We start from the raw sequence: 18,883 nt of genomic DNA, 5'->3' as shown, positions 1-18,883 counted from the left end.
ACGACCGGACGGACATCCCCACGAGTCCGTACCGGTCACGCCCGAGACGATCAGTTGGCTGCCGGAGCGGTCTTCTTGGCAGCGGCCTTCTTGTGGGTGGCCTTCTTGGAGGTGGCCTTCTTGTGCTTCACGACCTTCTTGGCCGGCGCGGTGGCCATGGCCTGGTCGGCGGGCGCGGCGGCGTCGGCCGGAGCGGCGGAAGCGGACATGGCGAAGGCGGCAGCGCCGGCAACGATCAGGGCTTTCAGGTACTTTGCGTTCATGGTGACTCTCCTGTGCGGTTAGTGACGACGGTTGCGTCGTGAGGAGAGTCTGTGCCCGCGAGCATTAAGCGCGATCTCTCGCAGGATTAAGAAAAAATCATATTCCGGATCACTGCATTCACTGCCGCCGGACCATCTCGCGAATGATCGCGGAAAACTGCTCGGCGGTTTCGTGGCGCACGAAGGACGGGCCGAGCAGCGGCGGCAGCCAGAAGTCGGGTTGCACTTCGGCGTGGTAGCGCAGCAGCGTGCCGCCCTGTTCGGCTTCGAGCCGCATCAGGCTTTCCATGCGCTTCACGTTGCCCCCGACGCCCTGCGCGCGGATCTCGTTCGGCGGCGAGAAACGGATCTCGCGCATCGATTCGAAATTCGTCCAGAACACGCCGTAGCGCGCGGTTCCGGTCTGGTGCACGCGCACGAAGGAATCGCCGCGCTCGGTCACCCGGCTCGTCCGCAGGTTCGGGACGAAACTCGCCATGTGGTCGAAATCGGTCAGGACTTCCCACGCCAGCGACGGTTGCACCGGCGCATGGGCGAGCATGTCGACGGTAAAGCTGCCCGCGGTGCGCTCGACGCGCACATCCTTGTCCGCGACCGCCACGTCGTCGAGCGCCGGAGCGCCCGGTGCCCAGGACAAGCTCAGCATGAGCGGCAGCCAGCGACGGAGAAAACGGTACATGGCGGACATCCGGACAGAAGGTGGGTGGCCCACGACACCGGCCAGGCGTGATTGCAGGCAAGCGTAGCGCAGTGCCCCGATGTGCGGCAGCGCGATCGCTTAGAATATTCGAAAAGCGTCCGCCTGCCCTTCATTCGCGACCATGAGACTGCTGCTGATCGAAGACGACCCCATGATCGGCGCCGGCGTGCAGCAGGCGCTGCGCCAGGACGGCTATGCCGTCGACTGGGTGCGCGACGGCGTGGCCGGCGAACTCGCGACACGCGACACCGCCTACGACCTGTTGCTGCTCGACGTCGGCCTGCCGCGCCGTGACGGCATCGAGTTGCTGCAGCGCCTGCGCGCGGCCGGCCACGCGATGCCGGTGCTCGTGCTCACGGCCCGCGATGCGGTCGCCGACCGCATCCGCGGGCTGGATGCCGGCGCGGACGACTACCTCGTCAAGCCCTTCGACCTCGACGAACTCTCGGCGCGTGTGCGCGCGCTGCTGCGCCGCCAGCGCGGCCAGGCCAGTCCCGTGCTGACGCTGGGCGCGCTGCAGGTCGATCCCGCCAGCCACGCCGTAAGCCTCGCAGGCGAGCCGGTGCGGCTCTCGGCGCGCGAATTCGCGCTGCTGTCGGCCTTGCTGGAGCACCCGGGCCGGCCGCTGTCGCGCAGCCAGATCGAAGAGCGCATCTACGGCTGGAACGAGGAAGTCGAGAGCAACGCCGTCGAGGTGCATATCCACTCGCTGCGCCGCAAGCTGGGCGCCGACTGGATCCGCAACCTGCGCGGCGTCGGCTATTACGTGCCGGAGCGGCCATGAACTCGCTGCGCCGCACGCTGCTGTTCTCGCTGCTCGGTGCCCTGGTGTTCGTGTTCGCCATCGGCGGGGTCGCAACCTACCGCATGGCGCACAACGAGATCGACGCGCTGATGGACTACAACCTGCGCCAGTTCGCGCTCTCGCTGCGCGACCGGCGCCTGTCGGGACCGAACGTCGGCCCCCTCGCGCCGCCCGAGGAGTCGCTGGATCTCGTGATCCAGATCTGGGACGACACCGGCGTGCGCCTCTACCTCTCGCACCCGCACACCGCCCTGCCCGCCCGCGCGCAGCTCGGCTACACGACGGTCACCACCTCCGAGGGCGACTGGCGCGTGTATTCCATTCCGCTGCTCGACCACGTCATCCAGATCGCCCAACCGATGGCCGTGCGCAGCCGCCTCGCCGCACATGCGGCGCTGCGCACGCTGATCCCCCTGGTGGCGCTGATGCCGCTACTGGGCGCGCTGATCTGGTATCTGGTCGGCCGCGGCCTGCGCCCGCTGGAGCGGCTCGCGCTGGAGGTGGGCACGCGCCGTGCCGATTCGCTCGACGCCCTGCCGCTCAAGGGCATCCCCGACGAGGCGCAACCGCTGGTGCGCGCGCTGAACGAACTGCTCGAACAGCTGCGGCACGCGCTCAGCGCGCAGCGTGCCTTCGTCGCCGACGCCGCGCACGAGCTGCGCACGCCGCTGGCGGCGCTGCAGATCCAGCTGCAGCTGTGCGAACGGGCGCGCGATGACACGGCACGCAGCGCGGCGCTCGGGGAACTGCGCACGGGCCTGGCGCGTGCGGCGCACCTGGTGCAACAGCTGCTGACGCTGGCCCGCCAGGAGCCGGGAGAAGGCGTCGCAGCGCAGCACGAGCGCGTCGTGCTCGCCGACATCGCGCGCAAGTCGCTCGCCGACCACACCGCCCTGGCACACGAACGGGACATCGATCTCGGCGCCGACCTGCTCGACGATGCGCTGGCAACGCGGGGCGATCCCGCCGCACTACGCACGCTGGTGGGCAACCTGATCGACAACGCGATCCGCTACACGCCCCGCGGCGGCCGTGTGGACGTCTCGGTGGGCAAGGGCGAAGGGCGGTGCTGGCTGCGCGTCGATGACAGCGGGCCGGGCATCCCGCCCGAGGAGCGCGACCGCGTGCTGGACCGTTTCTACCGTCCGGCCGGCCAGCAGGAATCGGGCAGCGGCCTCGGGCTGGCGATCGTCGACAGCATCGCCCGGCGCCATGACGCGCGCGTCGTCCTGAACGCCTCGCCGCTCGGCGGCCTGCGGATCGCCGCGGGATTCCCGCCCGCCTGACCGGCCGCAAATTCAGCACTTCCTTAAGTTTGACTTAAGTCAAAGTCCCGTAAAGTGCCACCATCGTCCCGCTCCCTCGATGCGGGATGGGAGGAATCGGATCATGAAATTACAGGCGCTCAAGTTTCCCGTCATTGCCGCGGCGATCATCACGACGCTCTGGGGCGGGTATGAAATCGGCCGCTCCGTCGACCCGTCCCCCGCGGCGAGCACTGCCGCGGTCGCACGAAAAGCGGGTCTGCCGCATGTGGCCGAATCGCTGCCTGACTTCGGCAGCATCGTCGAATCCTACGGTCCCGCCGTTGTGAACATCAGCGTCGAGGGCACCGTGAAGACCGCCGCGCGCGGGCGCACGCCCTTCGGCCAGCTCGACCCGGACGACCCGTTCTCCGAGTTCTTCCGCCGCTTCGCCCCGCGCGGCCAGGGCAAGCCGGGCGAGCAGATCACCCACGGCCAGGGCTCGGGCTTCATCGTGAGCGCGGACGGCATCGTGCTCACCAACGCACACGTCGTTGCCAATGCCGATAATGTCACGGTGAAGCTCATCGACAAGCGCGAGTTCACCGCCAAGGTGATCGGCATCGACAAGCCGACCGACATCGCGGTGCTGCGCATCGACGCGCAGGACCTGCCGACCGTGCCGCTCGGCGATCCCTCGGACATGCGCGTCGGCGACTGGGTGCTCGCGATCGGTTCGCCCTTCGGCTTCGAGAACAGCGTCACCGCAGGCATCGTCTCGGCCAAGTCGCGTTCGCTGCCCGACGAGGGTTACGTGCCTTTCATCCAGACCGACGTCGCGATCAACCCCGGCAACTCGGGCGGGCCGCTGCTCAACCTGAAGGGAGAAGTCGTCGGCATCAATTCGCAGATCTACAGCCAGTCGGGCGGCTACCAGGGTTTGTCCTTCGCGATCCCGATCAACGTCGCGGCGCACGTGAAGGATCAGCTGCTCGCGCAGGGCAAGGTCACGCGCGGGCGCCTGGGCATCGCGATCCAGGATCTGAACCAGGGCCTGGCCGATTCCTTCGGGCTGTCCGTCGCCCGCGGCGCGCTCGTGAGCCATGTCGAACCGGGAAGCCCCGCCGCAACGGCCGGGATCGAGCCGGGTGACGTCGTGCTGAAGTTCAACGGCGAGGCGATCGCGTCGTCGGCCGAACTGCCGCCGCGCGTCGCCGTCATCACGCCCGGCAAGCCGGTGAAGCTGGAAATCTGGCGCAAGCGCAAGGCGCAGGAGATCACCGTCACCGTGGGCGAGCAGCAGCCCGACAAGGTGGCAGCCGCGGAAACCCCGCCCGACGACGGCGGACGTCTTGGCGTTTCGGTACGCCCGCTCACCGCGGACGAACAGAAGGAGGTGGAAACGCGGGGCGGACTTCTGGTGCTGGACTCGTATGGACCGGCGGCCCGCGCAGGCATCGAGGAGGGCGACGTGATCCTCGCCGTGAACGGCAAGCGCGTGAATCGCGTGGACGAGCTGCGCAAACAGCTCACCGACGCCGGCAAGCACGTCGCGCTGCTGATCCAGCGCGGTGACGCGCGCATCTTCGTGCCGATCGAACTGGGCTGAGGCCGCACCGCCACGACTCACGATTGCCGACTGTCGCCCTGCGTCAGTGCCCCGGGGGATGACAGCTTGTTAGCCGCAGGGGCACCGCATGGACGGCCGGGCAGGCGTCGCCCCCCCTGACGCCTGCCCGGTCGAGTCCTGCAGCGTGCAAACGGACGGCAGGTACGCACCGGGCCGGAACAACAAACGCCACCGCCTTCCGCCCCCCGCCACGCAACGTCCCCGCAATTTCCCCGCATGCTCGTCGCCCGCATCGAAGCCCTGCTCTATCGCATCCTGCGCTTCGCCGAGGCCGGACATCGCCTGCTGCTCGCCTGCATCGGGCTTTCCTTCCTCGGCACGCTGACGGCGGCCTGGCCCGTAACCGCGGTGGTCGTGCCGGCAACGCTGATGGCCGCGGGGCGCTGGCGCGCAATCGCCGGGGTGTCCGCGCTGGGCAGTGCGATCGGCGCGACCGTGCTGATGCTGGTCTTTCACCACCTCGGCTGGACGCAGCTTTACGAACGCTTCCCGGAACTCGCGACCAATTCGTCGTGGGCACAGGTCGTCGACTGGGGAAGACGCTACGGCACCGCCGCGCTGTTCCTGATCGCCGCATCGCCGCTGCCGCAGACCCCTGCGCTGATTTTCTTCGGCGCGGTACGCCCGGATTACGTCGGCGTGTTCGTCGCGATGCTCGCCGGCAAACTGATGAAGTACGGCACCTTCGCGTGGGCTTCCAGCCACTTCCCCGAGCGCGTGGGCAAGTCGCTCGGCGCCCTGCTGCGGCGCGGCCGCAGGCAGGGCACGGACGACGGCGAAGTGTAGCCCGCCTCAGGGCTTCACGCCCTCCTGCGGATCCTCGATCTCCTCCCAGCCGGTGATCATCGCCTTGAGCTGGCTGCTCCAGGTGTCGCCGGTAGTGATCACATACACATGCACGACGAGGAAGGCCAGCATCAGGAAGGCGCCGATCGTGTGCAGCATCGCGACGAGGCCCAGGTCCAGCCCGAAGCCGGCGGCGTTGATCTCGTTGTAGTAGAGATACGCGAGCCCGCTCAGCCAGATCAGCGGATTGATCATCAGCTTCACGCCGAGGTAGGCGAGGCGCTGCAAGGGGTTGTGCTTCGTCAACCGGGTCGGGTGGAAGGGATGCGGCGCATGCGTGAAGATACCGCTCAGGTAGTAGCGCAGCATCGCGACGAGGTTCTCGGTGGTCGGGATGTACTGCCGCCATTCGCCGGTCGTGAAGTGCCAGAAGATCGCGAACAGCCACAGCGCGATCAGCGCCCACGCCGCGCTGGTGTGCAGTTCGCTGGCGTCGCCATAGCCCAGCAGGGACCAGGAGCCGTGGATCTCGAAGCCGGTGACCATCATCAGGATGATCAGCAGCGCCTGCGACCAGTGCCAGAAGCGTTCGAAGCGCTTGAAGATGTAGATGCGTTCCATGGTGATCTCTCCTTGGCTTCGCTCAGCCATTGCGCCGCACGATGCGCAGCCCGCCGTGCACCAGCGCGCCCAGCAGCGCGCCGCCCGCCATCAGCCAGCCGACGAGGTCGATGAGGGGATTGGCGTCGCGGCCCGGGATGTACACGCCCCCGACCTTCTCCAGGCGCCCGCCCTTCATGTGGCATTCGCCGCAGCGCACCGCGTCTTCCTTCGGCGCGACCATGTGCGTGATCGGCCACGACATCTCGGTGCGGACGAAGTCGACCTGGCCCGAGAACGGCGCGCCTGACACCTGCATGCCGGTCTTGATCGCCTTTTCCCAGCCGAAATTCTTCCAGTAGGCCGTGTCGTCGTTGCCCGCGGTGTGCGGCGTGACCAGCGTGTGGTTCACCGGGTCGTAGGGCTGCACGCCGACGAACACCTTCATCGGCCAGATCAACGATCTGCCGTCGCTCGCGCTGCCGCCCAGGCGGTTGATGCGCGTGACGCCCTCGCCCTGGTCGACCCGGTCGCCCAGCAGCGTGTAGGTGACCTCGCCGTTGAACCAGCGGTATTCGGGCACGACGTTCTCGCCGAGCACGAAATCGCCCTTCTTCGAGTCGTAGATCACCCGCCCCGCTTCGTCCTTCTTGAGCATGGGCTTGCCGTCGGGGCCCATCTGCCCGGCCGTGGACCAGTCCCAGCTCATCTTGGTCGCAACCCCGCCGCGTGCGATCTGCGGGATGTGGCAGGTCTGGCACGCGACGACGTCGACATGGTCGTTGAGCTTCGCCGCATGCCCGCCGCCCTTGTGCGGCACCTGGCCATGGCACGCGGGGCAGGTGGCCGGCAGCGAATCGTCCTGCCGGCCGGGGATGTGTGCGCCCTCCGTGTCGCGCGCGACTGGCGTGTAACGGCTGCCCGGCACATCGTGGCTCGCCGTGCGGTGGCAGGTGCCGCAGGTGAAGTCGAGACCCGTGGCGTCCATGTGCACGTCCAGCGCCTTGTCCGGCGCCGCGAGCGAGGAGTCCATGTCGCCATGCTTGACGCCGTCGCCCCCGCCACCGAAGAAGTGGCACGCACCGCAGGTGTCGCGGCTGGTCTTGCCGACCTTCTGCGCCACCTTGGTCAGGTCCACCGCCTTCGCGAACTTGCCCGATCCCGGCGGGATCTCCGTGTCCTGGTAAGGGGGGTGGCCGGCAAGGCCGGGCAGCTTGCGGTAGCTGCCGGTCGTGTCGTGGCACACGAGGCAGTCGACGTTCTCTTCGGCGGTGAAGTCGAAGTTGGCGTCTTTCCAACCGTAGCCGACGTGGCAGCTGGTGCAGAAGGGGTAGTTCGACGGGATCGAGATACAGAAGTTGTTGATGACGTTCTTCTTGCCGAGCTTCTGCCCGTTCTCGGGATTCAGGAATTCCCAGGTCCAGTGCTTGGTCTTGTGCACCTGCTTCGCCGCCTCGGTGTGGCAGATCAGACAGGCCCTGGTGACCTCGGGGCCGGATGCGAAGCCCTGCTGCAGCTCCTTGAACTTGGCGTGGTCGGCGGTGCTCGCCTTCGTCGCAGCGAGCACCACGCCGCCCTGGAATGCGGCACCGGCGACCGCGGCGGCCAGCAGCGCGGCCCGCCAGGACAAGGCACGCCACGACAAGGCACGCCACGACAAGGCACGCCGATTCGATCGATTCGTCTTCATGGCGATTCCCCGCTGATTAGTTCTTCTCGACCATCGTGTAGCTGCCGTCGCGCGCCCACTTGATGTCGGCATTGAGGAAGAAGGTCTTCAGCGCCGGCTTGTAGAGCTGCACCATGTCGTGCGCCTCGCCGCTCCGTCCGCCGGCGCCGCAGAAGAACACGATGGGCTTGTCGGCCGGCAGCTCGTCGATGCGCTTCTCGAGCGTGTTCACCGGGATGTTGCTCGCCCCCTTGAAGCTGCCCGCGGCAAACTCGTTCGGCTCGCGCACGTCGATCAGGTGGATCGTGTCGGGTGCATCCCTGTAGATCTTCTCGAAGGACGCGACGGTGATCGTGCCGCTCTCCTTGCCCGCCTGGATCGCCGGCTTCGCCGCGCCGCCTTCCGCGGTCGGCCCTGCGCCGTACAGGCGCTCCCATTCCGGGTAGCCTTCGGGCACCACCTTCACCTGCGTGTAGCCAAGCTTCACCGCCTTCGCGGCGGAATCCGAACTCAGCCTGCAGCTGAGCCCTTCGCAGTAAAAATACAGCGGACTCGCCTTGTCGGCAGGCAGGCGGTCGGCAAGCTTGTCGAACTGCGAGTCGGGCAGACTGATGGCGCCGGGGATGTGGCCCTTGTCGTACTTGCGCTCCTTCGGCCGCGAGTCGACCAGCGTCAGCGGTGAGCCTTCGTCCATCAGTTTCTTCAGCTGCGGCACCGAGACCGCCGCCATGTGGCCGTTCTTCACCCAGTCCGGAAAGCCCGCCGCATACACGCGGATGTTGGTGTAGCCGAGCTTCTCCGCGCGGAAGGCCGAGTTGTGGCTCAACATGCACTCCGTCCCGTCGCAGTAGAAGATCAGCAGCGTCGCCTTGTCCTGCGGCAGCTTGTCGGCGAGCTTGTCGAACTGGCTGTCCGGGAGGCTGAGCGCGGTCGGGATGTGGCCCGGATCGTACTTGCGCGCGGTCGGGCGCGAATCGATGATCAGCACGCCTTCCGGCTTGGGCAGCACGGCATGGCGGGCGACGAAGTCGGCGTCGACGAGCTGGCCGTACCAGCCGGCCTTCGCCTCGGAGGTGGCGGAAGGGGCCGGGGCATCGGCGGCGAGGGCCAGCACAGTGGAGAACGGAGACGGGGCGGCACCCAGCGCCGCGAGCATGGCCGCGAAGGCCAAGGTGCGATGGAGTTTCATGATGGCTCCCTGAACGATGGCGGGCGCCTCCCGCGGCGCGCGCGGGCGAGCGTCCGAAGATGCGTGAAAGCGGGTGATCAGCTGCAGCTGGCCGGAGCGTCGCCGTCCTTGGCGCCCTTGATGACGAAGGCCTTGACGTCCTCGAACAGCTCGGCGTCGGGCACGTCGGCGAACTTGTCGGCCGCCTTGTTCTGCGTGCGGATGCTGGCGCGGTATTCCTTGCCCACGTACTTCTTCAGCGAGTCCTTGCCGGCGGCATGCTTGTCGGCCTTCAGGTAGCTCTCCCACTGCGCCATCGTCATCGTGCTGGGGGCGATGGAGCCGCCCGCCTGGGCGGCGTGGCAGGCGGTGCAGACGCTGCGGTAGTAGATGCGGCCGCGCTTCCAGTCGGCGTCGTAGGCGGCAGCGCCGAGGCTCAGGCCGAGCAGGCCTGCCGTGAGGATCATGTGCAGCAGATGGCGGGATTTCATGGCGTGATGCTCCTGTTTGCGGAAACTGTCTTCGCCTGCCCGTCGGCCCGCTTCCAGGTCGCAGCCCGGGGAACCCAAGGGCATACGAAATCTGGAGTCATTCTATCAGCATTAAATTCGCATTTAATTATTCTCTTATTTAACTGTGACCCAGATCACTCGGGCGCGCGTTTTGCCGGCAAACCCGGGGGATCGGGTGTAAAATTTCGGGTTCTTGTGCACCGCAACGAGTCAGCCGGAACCGGCAGCCCGACCCGGCTCATGTGCGCCACCGGCCGCCACCAGCACCGCCCCTTCCATGCGTATCGAACACCTCCGCCAGCGACTGCGCGACCTCGGCGCCAAGCCCTGCCACGAACAGGCGATCCTGCGTGCGTGGGCCCAGGCGCGGCCGCTCGACAGCGGCCGCAAGCGCGCCGACGGCTTCCTCTCGCCGCGCATCCTTAGCGCCCTGCCGGCGCTGAGCGCCGAACTGCAAGGACTGGCGCGGGTGCTCTCGGAGCATCCCGGCGAGGACGGCTCGGCACGCCTGCTGGTGCAGCTCGAAGACGGGCAGTCGGTCGAAAGCGTGCTGCTGCCGCGCGACGGCGTGTGCGTGTCCTCGCAGGTCGGCTGCGCGGTCGGATGCACCTTCTGCATGACCGGTCGCGACGGTCTCATCCGCCAGCTCGGCAGCGCCGAGATCGTCGCCCAGGTGGTGCTCGCGCGTGCGCGCCGCTTCGTGAAGAAGGTTGTGTTCATGGGCATGGGCGAGCCGGCGCACAACATCGACAACGTGCTGGAAGCGATCGACTTCCTCGGCACCGAAGGCGGCATCGGGCACAAGAATCTGGTGTTCTCGACGGTGGGTGACCCGCGCGTGTTCGAGCGCCTGCCGCAGGGGCGCGTGAAGCCCGCGCTCGCGCTGTCGCTGCACACGACGCGCGCGGAACTGCGCGAACAGCTGCTGCCACGCGCCCCGCGCATCACCCCCGAGGAGCTCGTCGAACGCGGCGAGGCATACGCGCGCGCGACCGGCTACCCGATCCAGTACCAGTGGACGCTGCTCGCCGGCATCAATGACAGCGACGAGGAGATCGACGGCATCGTGCGTCTGCTCGCCGGCAAGTACGCGATCATGAACATGATCCCGTGGAACAGCGTCGAAGGCTTCGGCTTCGCACGCCCCGAACGCGAACACGCCGAGGCGATCGCACGCCGGCTGCACGAGCGCGGCGTGCTGACCAAGCTGCGCCAGTCCGCGGGGCAGGACGTCGACGGCGGCTGCGGCCAGCTGCGCGCGCGCGTCGTCGCGCCGCGCACGCCGGCGGTGCTGCGACGCCTTCCCGCAACCGACGCGGACCTGCGGGCGGACTGAGCCGCTCCCGGCGCCTCTGGGCGCTCAGTGCTCCTTGCCGTCCACGCGCGGCGCGAGCAGGAAGGGGATGTAGCGCCAGCCGAGGATCGCGAAGCACGCAAACCACGCCGTGGCGGCGAGATGGATCCAGCCCGTGTAGGCGCCCGGCGCGAGCTGCGGCAGCACGACGCGCGCGAAGAGGCCGGCCATCATGATCCACAGCAGGAGCTTGTCGCCCGCGTCGAAAACGACCTTGCGCCCGGTATGCCCCTTCGAGATGCGCACCAGCATCGCGGGGATGATCAGCCCCATCACGCCGAACGTGAAGACGTGCACCGACAGGCTGCCGACCCAGGCGGGCGATGCATGCAGCGCCGTGAATTCGAGCAGCAGCTGCACGACGATCGCGGCGTAGCCGAGGTACATCACCGCGAGGTCGAGCCGGCGCATTGCGAGCTGCGGCTTCCAGAAGACCAGGCGCGCAAAGAGCAGGAACGCGAGCACCACCAGCAGGGCTCCTGCGATCGCCACGGGCATCCACGCGACGAAGACCAGCAACAGTGCGGTCAGCTTGATCGGGTTGTCCAGCAGCGGATGGCGCAGGATCTCGGCCTGGAACACGCCCTTCATGAATTGCGTCAGCGTGCGTTCGAGCATTACGAGGAAGGCGACGCGAAAGAGCCCGATCGCCATCGTCACGCCGGACTGGAAGCTGTCGCCACCCAGCATCAGCAGCTTCGCGGCGATGAAGAGCGGCAGCGCGACGAGGAAGAAGTAGTTGTCGCGGAAACTATCCTGGCTGCGGTAGCGGATCAGCGTCCATAGCAGCATCGCGACGATGGAGCCGAGAAAGACCGTGTTCGACAGCCAGAACAACGCCGCCGGCCACGCGCCGCCCCAGGCCATGCCGACGCGCTCGAACAGCCACGCCGCGACCAGCCACATCAGCGCGGCCCCGTGGTAGCCGCGGATCTGCACCCAGTTCTTCGACGCCGTCAGCAGGAAACCGCCCATCACCGCCCAGCCGAAGCCGAAGAACATCTCGTGCGCGTGCCACTGCACGGGGGTGAATCGCCCCGCAGGCGCCGCAATCGCCCCGCTGAACATCAAGGCCCACAGCAGCGGCAGGCTCAGGCCGGCGAGGCACGCGAGGCTGAAGAAGGGGCGGAAACCGACGAGCCAGAGGGGGTGGGAGACGAGCTTCATGGGAAGGGGCTGAGGGCGCGGGAGACAGATGACCGGGAGATGACCGGGCGAAACCGCGGCCGATTGTGGACGCCCGGGAAATCCATCTCCTTGATCTGCGACATTTCGCGCGCCTGTCATTTCACCATCCCGTACCGCATGACAGAATGCCGGCAACGATTCGACCCGGTACCGCACCATGAATGACGCATCGCCCGCACCCTCCCCCGCCTCCGTCCGGCCAAAGCTGCCGGCCGCGATCTGGATGCTCGGCTTCGTCAGCCTGCTGATGGACGTGTCCTCCGAGCTGATCCACAGCCTGCTGCCGGTGTTCCTCGTCACCTCGTTCGGCGCCGGCGCGCTCGCGGTCGGCCTCATCGAAGGCGCGGCGGAAGCGACCGCGCTGATCGTCAAGGTGTTCTCCGGCGCGCTGTCGGACTACTGGGGCAAGCGCAAGCCGCTCGCAGTGCTCGGCTACGGCCTCGGGGCGATCTCCAAACCGCTGTTCGCGCTGGCGACGGGTTCGGGCATGGTGCTCGCCGCGCGCCTGATCGACCGCGTCGGCAAGGGCATACGCGGCGCGCCACGCGATGCGCTGGTGGCCGACATCGCCCCGCCGCAGGTGCGCGGGGCGGCCTTCGGGCTGCGCCAGTCGCTCGACACCGTCGGCGCCTTCCTCGGCCCGCTGCTGGCGATGGGGCTGATGCTGCTGTGGGCGAACGACTTCCGCGCGGTATTCTGGGTCGCGATCATCCCGGGCTTCCTCTCCGTCGCCCTGCTGTTCTTCGGCGTGCGCGAACCCGAGCGCCCGGCGGGAACGCCGGTGCTCAACCCGATCCGCCGCGAGAACCTGCGCCTGCTGCCGCGCACCTACTGGTGGGTCGTCGGCGTCGGCGCGCTGTTCGCGCTGGCGCGCTTCTCGGAAGCCTTCCTCGTGCTGCGCGCGCTCGACGCCGGCCTGCCAGTCGCGTACACGCCGCTGGTGCTGATCGGCATGAACGTCGTCTATTCGCTCACCGCCTACCCCTTCGGACGGCTCGCGGACGGCATGAGCCACGCGCGCCTGCTCGCGCTCGGGCTCGTCGTGCTGATCGCGGCCGACCTCGCGCTGGCGCAAGGCGCCGACTGGCCCTGGCTGGTCGCCGGCATCGCGCTGTGGGGCCTGCACATGGGCATGAGCCAGGGCCTGCTCGCGACGATGATCGCCGACACCGCACCGGCCGCGCTGCGCGGCACCGCCTACGGCGTCTTCAACCTCGTCAGCGGCATCGGCCTGCTGCTCGCGAGCGCGCTCGCGGGCCTGCTGTGGGAGCAGTTCGGCGCCGCCTGGGCCTTCGTCGCCGGCGCCGCGCTGGCGGGCGCGACCCTGCTCGTCGTGCTCGTGCGCCGGCGCTGACCCGCGGGGGCGAAACCCGGTTCCGTGGGAGCGGCTTCAGCCGCGAATGGGCGTCTGGTGGGTGCAAGCCGGTTGATTCGCGGCTGAAGCCGCTCCCACGGCCGGACTGCACTGCGCTGGGCGGGACGGGTTTTCAGCCCCACAGGAATTGGTGCGATTGCCCTCCCCCGTGCCGGAACCTTCTCGGGTCGGGCACGTTTCATCGCTACAATCGCGGCCTCAGCCCTGCTCACGCGCCCGACCGATGCATCCCCCCGCCCTGCTCCTCCTCGGCCCCACCGCCAGCGGCAAGACCGCCTCCGCGCTCGCGCTCGCACGCATCCTGCCGATCGAGATCGTCAGCGTCGACTCGGCCCTCGTCTATCGCGACATGGACATCGGCACCGCCAAACCGACGGCGGAAGAGCGGGCGGCCTGCCCGCACCACCTGATCGACCTCGTCACGCCGGAAGAAAGCTACTCAGCCGCGCAATTCCGCGCCGACGCCCTGCGCCTGATGGACGAGATCACCGCGCGCGGCCGCATCCCGTTGCTCGCCGGCGGCACGATGCTGTACTTCAAGGCGCTGCGTGACGGCCTGTCCGAGCTCCCGGCCGCCGACGCCGCACTGCGCGCGGAGATCGACGCCGAGGCGGCAAAGCACGGCTGGCCGGCGCTGCATGCGGAGCTTGCGCGTCTCGACCCGGAGGCCGCTGCGCGGCTTGAACCGGGCGACTCGCAACGCATCCAGCGCGCGCTGGAGATCGTCCGCCTCACCGGCCGACCGCTCGCCGACAGCTACGCGCGGCGCGACATGGCGCCGCCGCCCTTCCGCCTGCTGCCGATCGCGCTCGCGCCGTCCGACCGCGCGGTGCTGCATGCGCGCATCGAACAACGCTTCGATGCGATGCTCGCCGCCGGCCTCATCGACGAGGTGCGCAAGCTGCGCGAACGCTACCGCCTGGAGCTGACGATGCCCTCGATGCGCTGCGTCGGCTACCGGCAGTCGTGGGAATACCTCGACGGCGTGGACGACTACGACACGATGCGCTTCAAGGGCATCGCCGCGACGCGCCAGCTCGCGAAGCGCCAGCTCACCTGGCAGCGCCAGTTCCGCGACACCTGGCCGGAACTGGTCGAACTCGACTGCCTGCGCACGGAACTCGCCGAGACGGTCGCCGCGACGGCACAACGTCTGCTCGACGCCTCATAGCAGCCCGCGCAACGCCCCCACGACAATCAGCCACAGCGACGCCAGCACATAGCTCGCCACGCAATAGCGCAAATTGCCGCGCGCCAGGCCGGGCGCCGACAGGCCGAAGCGCCCCTGCAGCGACAGATGCACGCCCGCCATCGGATTCAGCGCGAGGCCGATGCTCCAGGCCATCAGGAAGATCTGCGCAAGCAGCATCGGATCGGGCGACAGCGGTGCGAACCAGGTCGCGGCGATCACGATGGTGATCACGGTGTGCACGCCGATCGCCGCGAGCGCGACCATCGCGCCCAGCACCAGCGCCGCCTCGACCGGACCGAAGCGATCGAACGGCGTCCAGCCCGTATCGCCCTGCATCAACGCCTGCAGGCCGGTGGCGAAGACGCCCGCCGCGAGGAACAGCATCAGCTCCCCGGACATCGCCGGCAGACGACGCAGCGCATGCGCCGAAAGTCGCTCGGCGCCATCGACCGGCCCGCTCGCCACCAGCACCGACACCACACCGAGCGCCAGTGCCGAGCCGCTGATCACCGCGAGCGACGACCAGCCGGGCAGCCACACGAGTCCCGCCGACACCATCGCCGTCAGCGCCAGCGGCAACCACAGCGAGGACGCGCGCATCGGGAAGCCGACGAATCCGCCCTCCGTCTCACCCGCCGATAGCGGCAGGGTGCGCGTGATCAGCCACAGCAGCACCACGGCGAGCGGCAGCCCGGCCAGCACCAGATCCTCCAGCCGCGCGCCCGGCGCATAGGTCAGCGCCACCGCCATCGCGCCGAAGAACGGCGACCACAGCGCCGCGAGGAGGAAGCCGCGCGCGAGCAGCGCCGCCTGCGCCGCGCTCAGGCGTCCGCCCTGCGCGATGCGCTCGGCGATGATGAACACGACCGACATGTTGATCACCGCCCCGAGCACATGCACGCCTGCGAGCGTCTGCCACAGCGCGCGGCGCCCGCGCGGCAGGGGCCGCTCCCCATCCTTGCCGACACCGACGAGCTGCAGGAAGCTCACGGCCGCCAGCATCCCGAGCAGCGCCGTGTTCTGCGTCAGCAGGCCGCTCCACGCCGGCTGCGCACCGCGCCATACCGCCGCGGCCAGCGCCAGCGCCCCCAGTCCGCACAGGATCAGCGCGAAGCGGCGCTGCCCCGCATCGAGCCGCGGCCACAGCGCGACGCCCGCGCCCCACGCGGCGACGCCCGCCGGCCATGCCGGCAGTCCGGTGCGCGCGCCATGCGCGAACGCCAGCAGCACGAGCCCGGCCATCAGCCACGCGGCGAGGACCGTGCGCGGGCGGGAAAGCGTGTGGAGATGGACGTCGGACACGTCGCGGACGATCAGGCCGAAGCGGGCGCGCCGTCCTCGACCGCGAGCGGATTGCGTTCGCGTCGCGCGAGCAGCGTGTAGACGGTCGGCACGACGAACAGCGTGAAGAAGGTCCCCAACAGCAAGCCGCCGACGATCACCCAGCCGATCTGCTGGCGGCTCTCCGCGCCGGCGCCGGTCGCGAGCGCGAGCGGGATCGAACCCAGCACCATGGCGCCGGTGGTCATCAGGATGGGGCGCAGGCGCAGCACCGACGCTTCGACGACCGCGTCGCGCAGGGCGGCGCCCCGGTCGCGCAGCTGGTTCGCGAACTCCACGATCAGGATGCCGTGCTTGGTGATCAGGCCGACCAGCGTCACCAGCCCGATCTGGCTATACACGTTGAGCGTGCCCCCGGCCAGATACAACGCCGCGAGCGCCCCGGTCATCGACAGGGGCACCGTCAGCATGATGATAAAGGGATCGCGGAAGCTCTCGAACTGCGCCGCCAGCACGAGGTAGATAAAGGCGAGCGCGAGCACGAAGGTCAGCGCGAGGCTCGCCGAGCTGGTCTTGAACTCGCGCGACTGGCCGTCGTAATCGACCGCATAGCCGGCCGGCAGCACGCCCGCGGCGGTTGCGTCGAGCCACGCGAGCGCCTCGCCCATCGCGAAACCGGGCGCGAGGTTGGCGGAGATCGTCACCGAGCGCCGCTGGCCGAAGTGGTTCAGCTCGCGCGGGCTGACCCGGTCCTGCACCTTGACGACGTTCGCCAACGGCACCATCTCGCCGTTCCTGGCGCGCACGTAGATGTCGCGGATGTCGCGCGCGACCGCCCGGCTAGGCGCCGCCACCTGCACGATCACGTCGTATTGCTCCGCATCCCGCTTGTAGCGCGTCACCTGCCGCCCGCCCAGCATCGTCTCCAGCGTGCGCCCGATCACATCGACGGGGATGCCGAGATCGGCCGCCTTTTCGCGATCGACGTCGACCGCCAGTTCCGGCTTGGTCAGCTTCAGGTCGGTATCGGGCGACACGAAGCCCGGCTGCTTGCGCATCTCGTCGAGGATCCGGTCCGTGTTGCGCGCCAGCTCGTCGTAGGACTCCGAGGTCGTGATCACGAAACTGATCGGCCGCGTGCGCGGACTCTGGCCGAAGGACGCCGGCAGCACGGGGAAGACCTGCAGGCCGGGGATCGCCGCCATCTTCGGCCGCATCTCGCCGGCGATCGCGGTCGCATTGCGCTCACGCGCCGCCCAGTCGGTGAAACCGGCAAACGAAATCCCCTGCGACACCGTCGGGTTGCCGGAAATCACGAGGTAACGATCCACCTCGGGAACCTTCGCGTAGATCCCTTCGAGCTGCGTCGCGTAGCGCGCCATGAAGTCGATCGTCGCGCCCTCCGGGCCGGAGAAGATGCCCACGACGCGCCCGCGGTCCTCGACCGGCGCGAGCTCGGTCTTCAGCGTCTTCAGCAGCAGCAGCGACGAGCCCGCGACCAGCGCGAACGCGACCATCACGACCCAGCGCAGGTTCAGCGCGATCCCGAGCACACGCCGGTAACTGGCCGTGAGCCAGCCGAGGAAGCCTTCGATGGCGTTATACACACGGCCGTGCTTCTTTTCGTGGCGCAGCAGCTTCGAGCACATCATCGGCGACAGCGTCAGCGCGACGAAGCCCGACACGATCACCGCCCCGGCGAGCGTCAGCGCGAACTCGGTGAACAGCTTGCCGGTGCGCCCGGTCATGAAGGCCACCGGCGCATACACCGCCGCCAGCGTGATCGTCATCGCCACCACCGCGAAGCCGATCTCCCGCGCTCCGCGGAAGGCCGCCTGCAGCGGCTCCATGCCCTCCTCGACGTGGCGGTAGATATTCTCCAGCACCACGATCGCGTCATCGACGACGAGGCCGATCGCCAGCACCAGCGCCAGCAGCGTCAGCGTGTTGATCGAAAAGCCGAACATCAGCATCAGCGCGAACGCCCCCACCAGCGACACCGGGATCGTCACCAGCGGAATCAGCATCGCGCGCCAGTTGCGCAGGAAGAAGAAGCAGATCACCGCGACCAGCAGCACCGCCTCCCAGATTGTGCTGAACACCGACGCGATCGAGCGGTCGATGAACACCGTCGTGTCGTTGGCGATGTTCATGCGCATGCCTTCGGGCAGCTCCGCCTCCAGCACCGGCAACATTTCCACGAGGCCGCGCTTGAGATCCAGCGGATTCGCCACCGACTGCTTGATCAGCCCGATCGACACCGCCGGCTTGCCCATGAAGCGCACCAGCGTGCGCTCACTCTGCGCCGCGACCTCGACACGGCCGACGTCGCGGATGCGCACCGCGTAGCCGCCGGCCGCCGGCGGCTGGCGCACGACGATGGACTCGAACTCGCGCGGCGTCGCCAGATCGGTCTGCGCGACCACCGCGAACTCGCGCTCGCGGCTCTCGATGCGCCCCGCCGGCAGCTCCACGTTCTGGCGCCGGATCGCATCCTCGACGTCCTGCGGCGTCAGCCGGAAGGCGGCGAGCCGCTCGCGGTCCAGCCAGATGCGCATCGAATAGCGGCGCTCGCCGAACATACGCGCGTCCGCCGCGCCGGACAGCGTCTGCAGGCGCGGCTTGACCACGCGGCTGGCGAAATCGGAAAGTTCCAGCGGCGAATGGCGGTCCGACGAGAACGCGATCCAGATGATGGGGTTCGCATCCGCCTCCACCTTCGAGATCACCGGCTCGTCGATGTCGTCGGGCAGGCGCCGGCGCACGCGCGACACCCGGTCGCGCACGTCCGCGGCGGCGCTGTCGGCGTTGCGCTCGACGCGGAAGCGCACCGTGATCTGGCTGCGCTCCTGGCGGCTGATCGACTGCAGCACGTCGACGCCCTCGATGCCGGCGAGCGAGTCTTCCAGCGGCTTCGTCACCTGCGACTCGACGATCTCCGCGCTCGCACCAGTATAGGTGGTGTCGACGGTCACCACCGGCTCGTCGATATTGGGGTACTCGCGCACGGTCAGGCGCGAATACGACATCAGCCCGATCAGCAGCACCAGCAGCGACAGCACCGTCGCGAACACCGGGCGCTTGATGCAGATTTCCGACAGGATCATGACCGCCCC

The 18,883-nt window shown here is 68.5% G+C and carries 16 protein-coding genes; 7 read left to right on the top strand and 9 right to left on the bottom strand.

Features of this window, described 5'->3' with window-relative positions; all coding sequences use genetic code 11:
• Positions 1-50: 50 nt before the first annotated feature.
• Both F464_RS0102985 and F464_RS0102980 read right to left on the bottom strand, forming a co-directional pair.
• Entirely contained in the window at positions 51-263 is a 213-nt protein-coding gene (locus F464_RS0102985; protein WP_018988290.1) for a hypothetical protein, read from the bottom strand.
• A 118-nt stretch (positions 264-381) separates the two neighbouring features.
• Entirely contained in the window at positions 382-942 is a 561-nt protein-coding gene (locus F464_RS0102980) for an SRPBCC family protein (RefSeq protein ID WP_018988289.1), read from the bottom strand.
• Positions 943-1,084: 142 nt separating this feature from the next.
• Here F464_RS0102980 and F464_RS0102975 point away from each other — a divergent pair, with 142 nt between their 5' ends.
• The 4 genes from F464_RS0102975 (at position 1,085) to F464_RS27760 (ending at position 5,428) form a co-directional block, all read left to right on the top strand.
• On the top strand, positions 1,085-1,747 hold the full coding sequence (locus F464_RS0102975) for a response regulator (RefSeq protein WP_018988288.1): 663 nt from the start codon (positions 1,085-1,087) through the stop codon (positions 1,745-1,747).
• Positions 1,744-3,054: an ATP-binding protein gene (locus tag F464_RS0102970; protein ID WP_018988287.1), complete on the top strand. Its 1,311-nt coding sequence runs from the start codon at positions 1,744-1,746 to the stop codon at positions 3,052-3,054. The genes F464_RS0102975 and F464_RS0102970 overlap by 4 nt, the downstream gene beginning before the upstream one ends.
• Before the next feature lie 103 nt (positions 3,055-3,157).
• Positions 3,158-4,621 (top strand): DegQ family serine endoprotease, encoded by a 1,464-nt coding sequence (locus F464_RS0102965; protein ID WP_018988286.1) that lies wholly within the window; start codon positions 3,158-3,160, stop codon positions 4,619-4,621.
• 237 nt (positions 4,622-4,858) lie between these two features.
• Positions 4,859-5,428 (top strand): hypothetical protein, encoded by a 570-nt coding sequence (locus F464_RS27760; RefSeq protein ID WP_018988285.1) that lies wholly within the window; start codon positions 4,859-4,861, stop codon positions 5,426-5,428.
• A gap of 6 nt (positions 5,429-5,434) precedes the next feature.
• Here the strand turns inward: F464_RS27760 and F464_RS0102955 are convergent, their stop codons facing one another.
• The 4 genes from F464_RS0102955 to F464_RS0102940 form a co-directional block, all read right to left on the bottom strand.
• Positions 5,435-6,049 carry a cytochrome b/b6 domain-containing protein gene (locus tag F464_RS0102955; RefSeq protein ID WP_018988284.1) on the bottom strand — a complete coding sequence of 205 codons (615 nt, stop codon included), beginning with the start codon at positions 6,047-6,049 and terminating at the stop codon, positions 5,435-5,437.
• Positions 6,050-6,071: 22 nt separating this feature from the next.
• Positions 6,072-7,718 carry a tetrathionate reductase family octaheme c-type cytochrome gene (locus F464_RS0102950; protein ID WP_018988283.1) on the bottom strand — a complete coding sequence of 549 codons (1,647 nt, stop codon included), beginning with the start codon at positions 7,716-7,718 and terminating at the stop codon, positions 6,072-6,074.
• A gap of 16 nt (positions 7,719-7,734) precedes the next feature.
• On the bottom strand, positions 7,735-8,886 hold the full coding sequence (locus F464_RS0102945; protein ID WP_018988282.1) for a rhodanese-like domain-containing protein: 1,152 nt from the start codon (positions 8,884-8,886) through the stop codon (positions 7,735-7,737).
• 77 nt (positions 8,887-8,963) lie between these two features.
• Positions 8,964-9,356 (bottom strand): hypothetical protein, encoded by a 393-nt coding sequence (locus F464_RS0102940; RefSeq protein WP_018988281.1) that lies wholly within the window; start codon positions 9,354-9,356, stop codon positions 8,964-8,966.
• Between the two features lie 298 nt (positions 9,357-9,654).
• Here F464_RS0102940 and F464_RS0102935 point away from each other — a divergent pair, with 298 nt between their 5' ends.
• The gene (locus F464_RS0102935; protein ID WP_018988280.1) at positions 9,655-10,713 is read left to right on the top strand and encodes an RNA methyltransferase; all 1,059 of its coding nucleotides are present in this window, start codon (positions 9,655-9,657) and stop codon (positions 10,711-10,713) included.
• A 24-nt stretch (positions 10,714-10,737) separates the two neighbouring features.
• Here F464_RS0102935 and F464_RS0102930 read toward each other — a convergent pair whose 3' ends face one another.
• Positions 10,738-11,898 carry an NnrS family protein gene (locus F464_RS0102930; RefSeq protein WP_018988279.1) on the bottom strand — a complete coding sequence of 387 codons (1,161 nt, stop codon included), beginning with the start codon at positions 11,896-11,898 and terminating at the stop codon, positions 10,738-10,740.
• A 178-nt stretch (positions 11,899-12,076) separates the two neighbouring features.
• Here F464_RS0102930 and F464_RS0102925 point away from each other — a divergent pair, with 178 nt between their 5' ends.
• Together F464_RS0102925 and miaA are read left to right on the top strand one after the other, a co-directional pair.
• Positions 12,077-13,273: an MFS transporter gene (locus F464_RS0102925; protein ID WP_040394236.1), complete on the top strand. Its 1,197-nt coding sequence runs from the start codon at positions 12,077-12,079 to the stop codon at positions 13,271-13,273.
• A gap of 244 nt (positions 13,274-13,517) precedes the next feature.
• On the top strand, positions 13,518-14,465 hold the full coding sequence (miaA, locus tag F464_RS0102915) for a tRNA (adenosine(37)-N6)-dimethylallyltransferase MiaA (protein ID WP_018988277.1): 948 nt from the start codon (positions 13,518-13,520) through the stop codon (positions 14,463-14,465).
• Here the strand turns inward: miaA and F464_RS0102910 are convergent.
• Positions 14,460-15,788 carry a hypothetical protein gene (locus tag F464_RS0102910; protein WP_018988276.1) on the bottom strand — a complete coding sequence of 443 codons (1,329 nt, stop codon included), beginning with the start codon at positions 15,786-15,788 and terminating at the stop codon, positions 14,460-14,462. The two genes, miaA and F464_RS0102910, sit on opposite strands and share 6 nt — an antisense overlap.
• An 11-nt stretch (positions 15,789-15,799) precedes the next feature.
• Complete coding sequence (locus tag F464_RS0102905; RefSeq protein WP_018988275.1) at positions 15,800-18,874, bottom strand: efflux RND transporter permease subunit; 3,075 nt, start codon at positions 18,872-18,874, stop codon at positions 15,800-15,802.
• Positions 18,875-18,883: the final 9 nt, after the last annotated feature.

The sequence above is a fragment of the Aromatoleum toluclasticum ATCC 700605 genome, assembly GCF_000378245.1.
Lineage (GTDB): Bacteria > Pseudomonadota > Gammaproteobacteria > Burkholderiales > Rhodocyclaceae > Aromatoleum > Aromatoleum toluclasticum.
This window is presented reverse-complemented; position numbering and strand designations above follow the sequence as displayed.

Bases quoted from the DNA above. Each gene is read 5' to 3' on its own strand.
- F464_RS0102985 (WP_018988290.1), bottom strand. From the start codon at position 263: ATGAACGCAAAGTACCTGAAAGCCCTGATCGTTGCCGGCGCTGCCGCC.
- F464_RS0102980 (WP_018988289.1), bottom strand. From the start codon at position 942: ATGTACCGTTTTCTCCGTCGCTGGCTGCCGCTCATGCTGAGCTTGTCC.
- F464_RS0102975 (WP_018988288.1), top strand. From the start codon at position 1,085: ATGAGACTGCTGCTGATCGAAGACGACCCCATGATCGGCGCCGGCGTG.
- F464_RS0102970 (WP_018988287.1), top strand. From the start codon at position 1,744: ATGAACTCGCTGCGCCGCACGCTGCTGTTCTCGCTGCTCGGTGCCCTG.
- F464_RS0102965 (WP_018988286.1), top strand. From the start codon at position 3,158: ATGAAATTACAGGCGCTCAAGTTTCCCGTCATTGCCGCGGCGATCATC.
- F464_RS27760 (WP_018988285.1), top strand. From the start codon at position 4,859: ATGCTCGTCGCCCGCATCGAAGCCCTGCTCTATCGCATCCTGCGCTTC.
- F464_RS0102955 (WP_018988284.1), bottom strand. From the start codon at position 6,049: ATGGAACGCATCTACATCTTCAAGCGCTTCGAACGCTTCTGGCACTGG.
- F464_RS0102950 (WP_018988283.1), bottom strand. From the start codon at position 7,718: ATGAAGACGAATCGATCGAATCGGCGTGCCTTGTCGTGGCGTGCCTTG.
- F464_RS0102945 (WP_018988282.1), bottom strand. From the start codon at position 8,886: ATGAAACTCCATCGCACCTTGGCCTTCGCGGCCATGCTCGCGGCGCTG.
- F464_RS0102940 (WP_018988281.1), bottom strand. From the start codon at position 9,356: ATGAAATCCCGCCATCTGCTGCACATGATCCTCACGGCAGGCCTGCTC.
- F464_RS0102935 (WP_018988280.1), top strand. From the start codon at position 9,655: ATGCGTATCGAACACCTCCGCCAGCGACTGCGCGACCTCGGCGCCAAG.
- F464_RS0102930 (WP_018988279.1), bottom strand. From the start codon at position 11,898: ATGAAGCTCGTCTCCCACCCCCTCTGGCTCGTCGGTTTCCGCCCCTTC.
- F464_RS0102925 (WP_040394236.1), top strand. From the start codon at position 12,077: ATGAATGACGCATCGCCCGCACCCTCCCCCGCCTCCGTCCGGCCAAAG.
- miaA (WP_018988277.1), top strand. From the start codon at position 13,518: ATGCATCCCCCCGCCCTGCTCCTCCTCGGCCCCACCGCCAGCGGCAAG.
- F464_RS0102905 (WP_018988275.1), bottom strand. From the start codon at position 18,874: ATGATCCTGTCGGAAATCTGCATCAAGCGCCCGGTGTTCGCGACGGTG.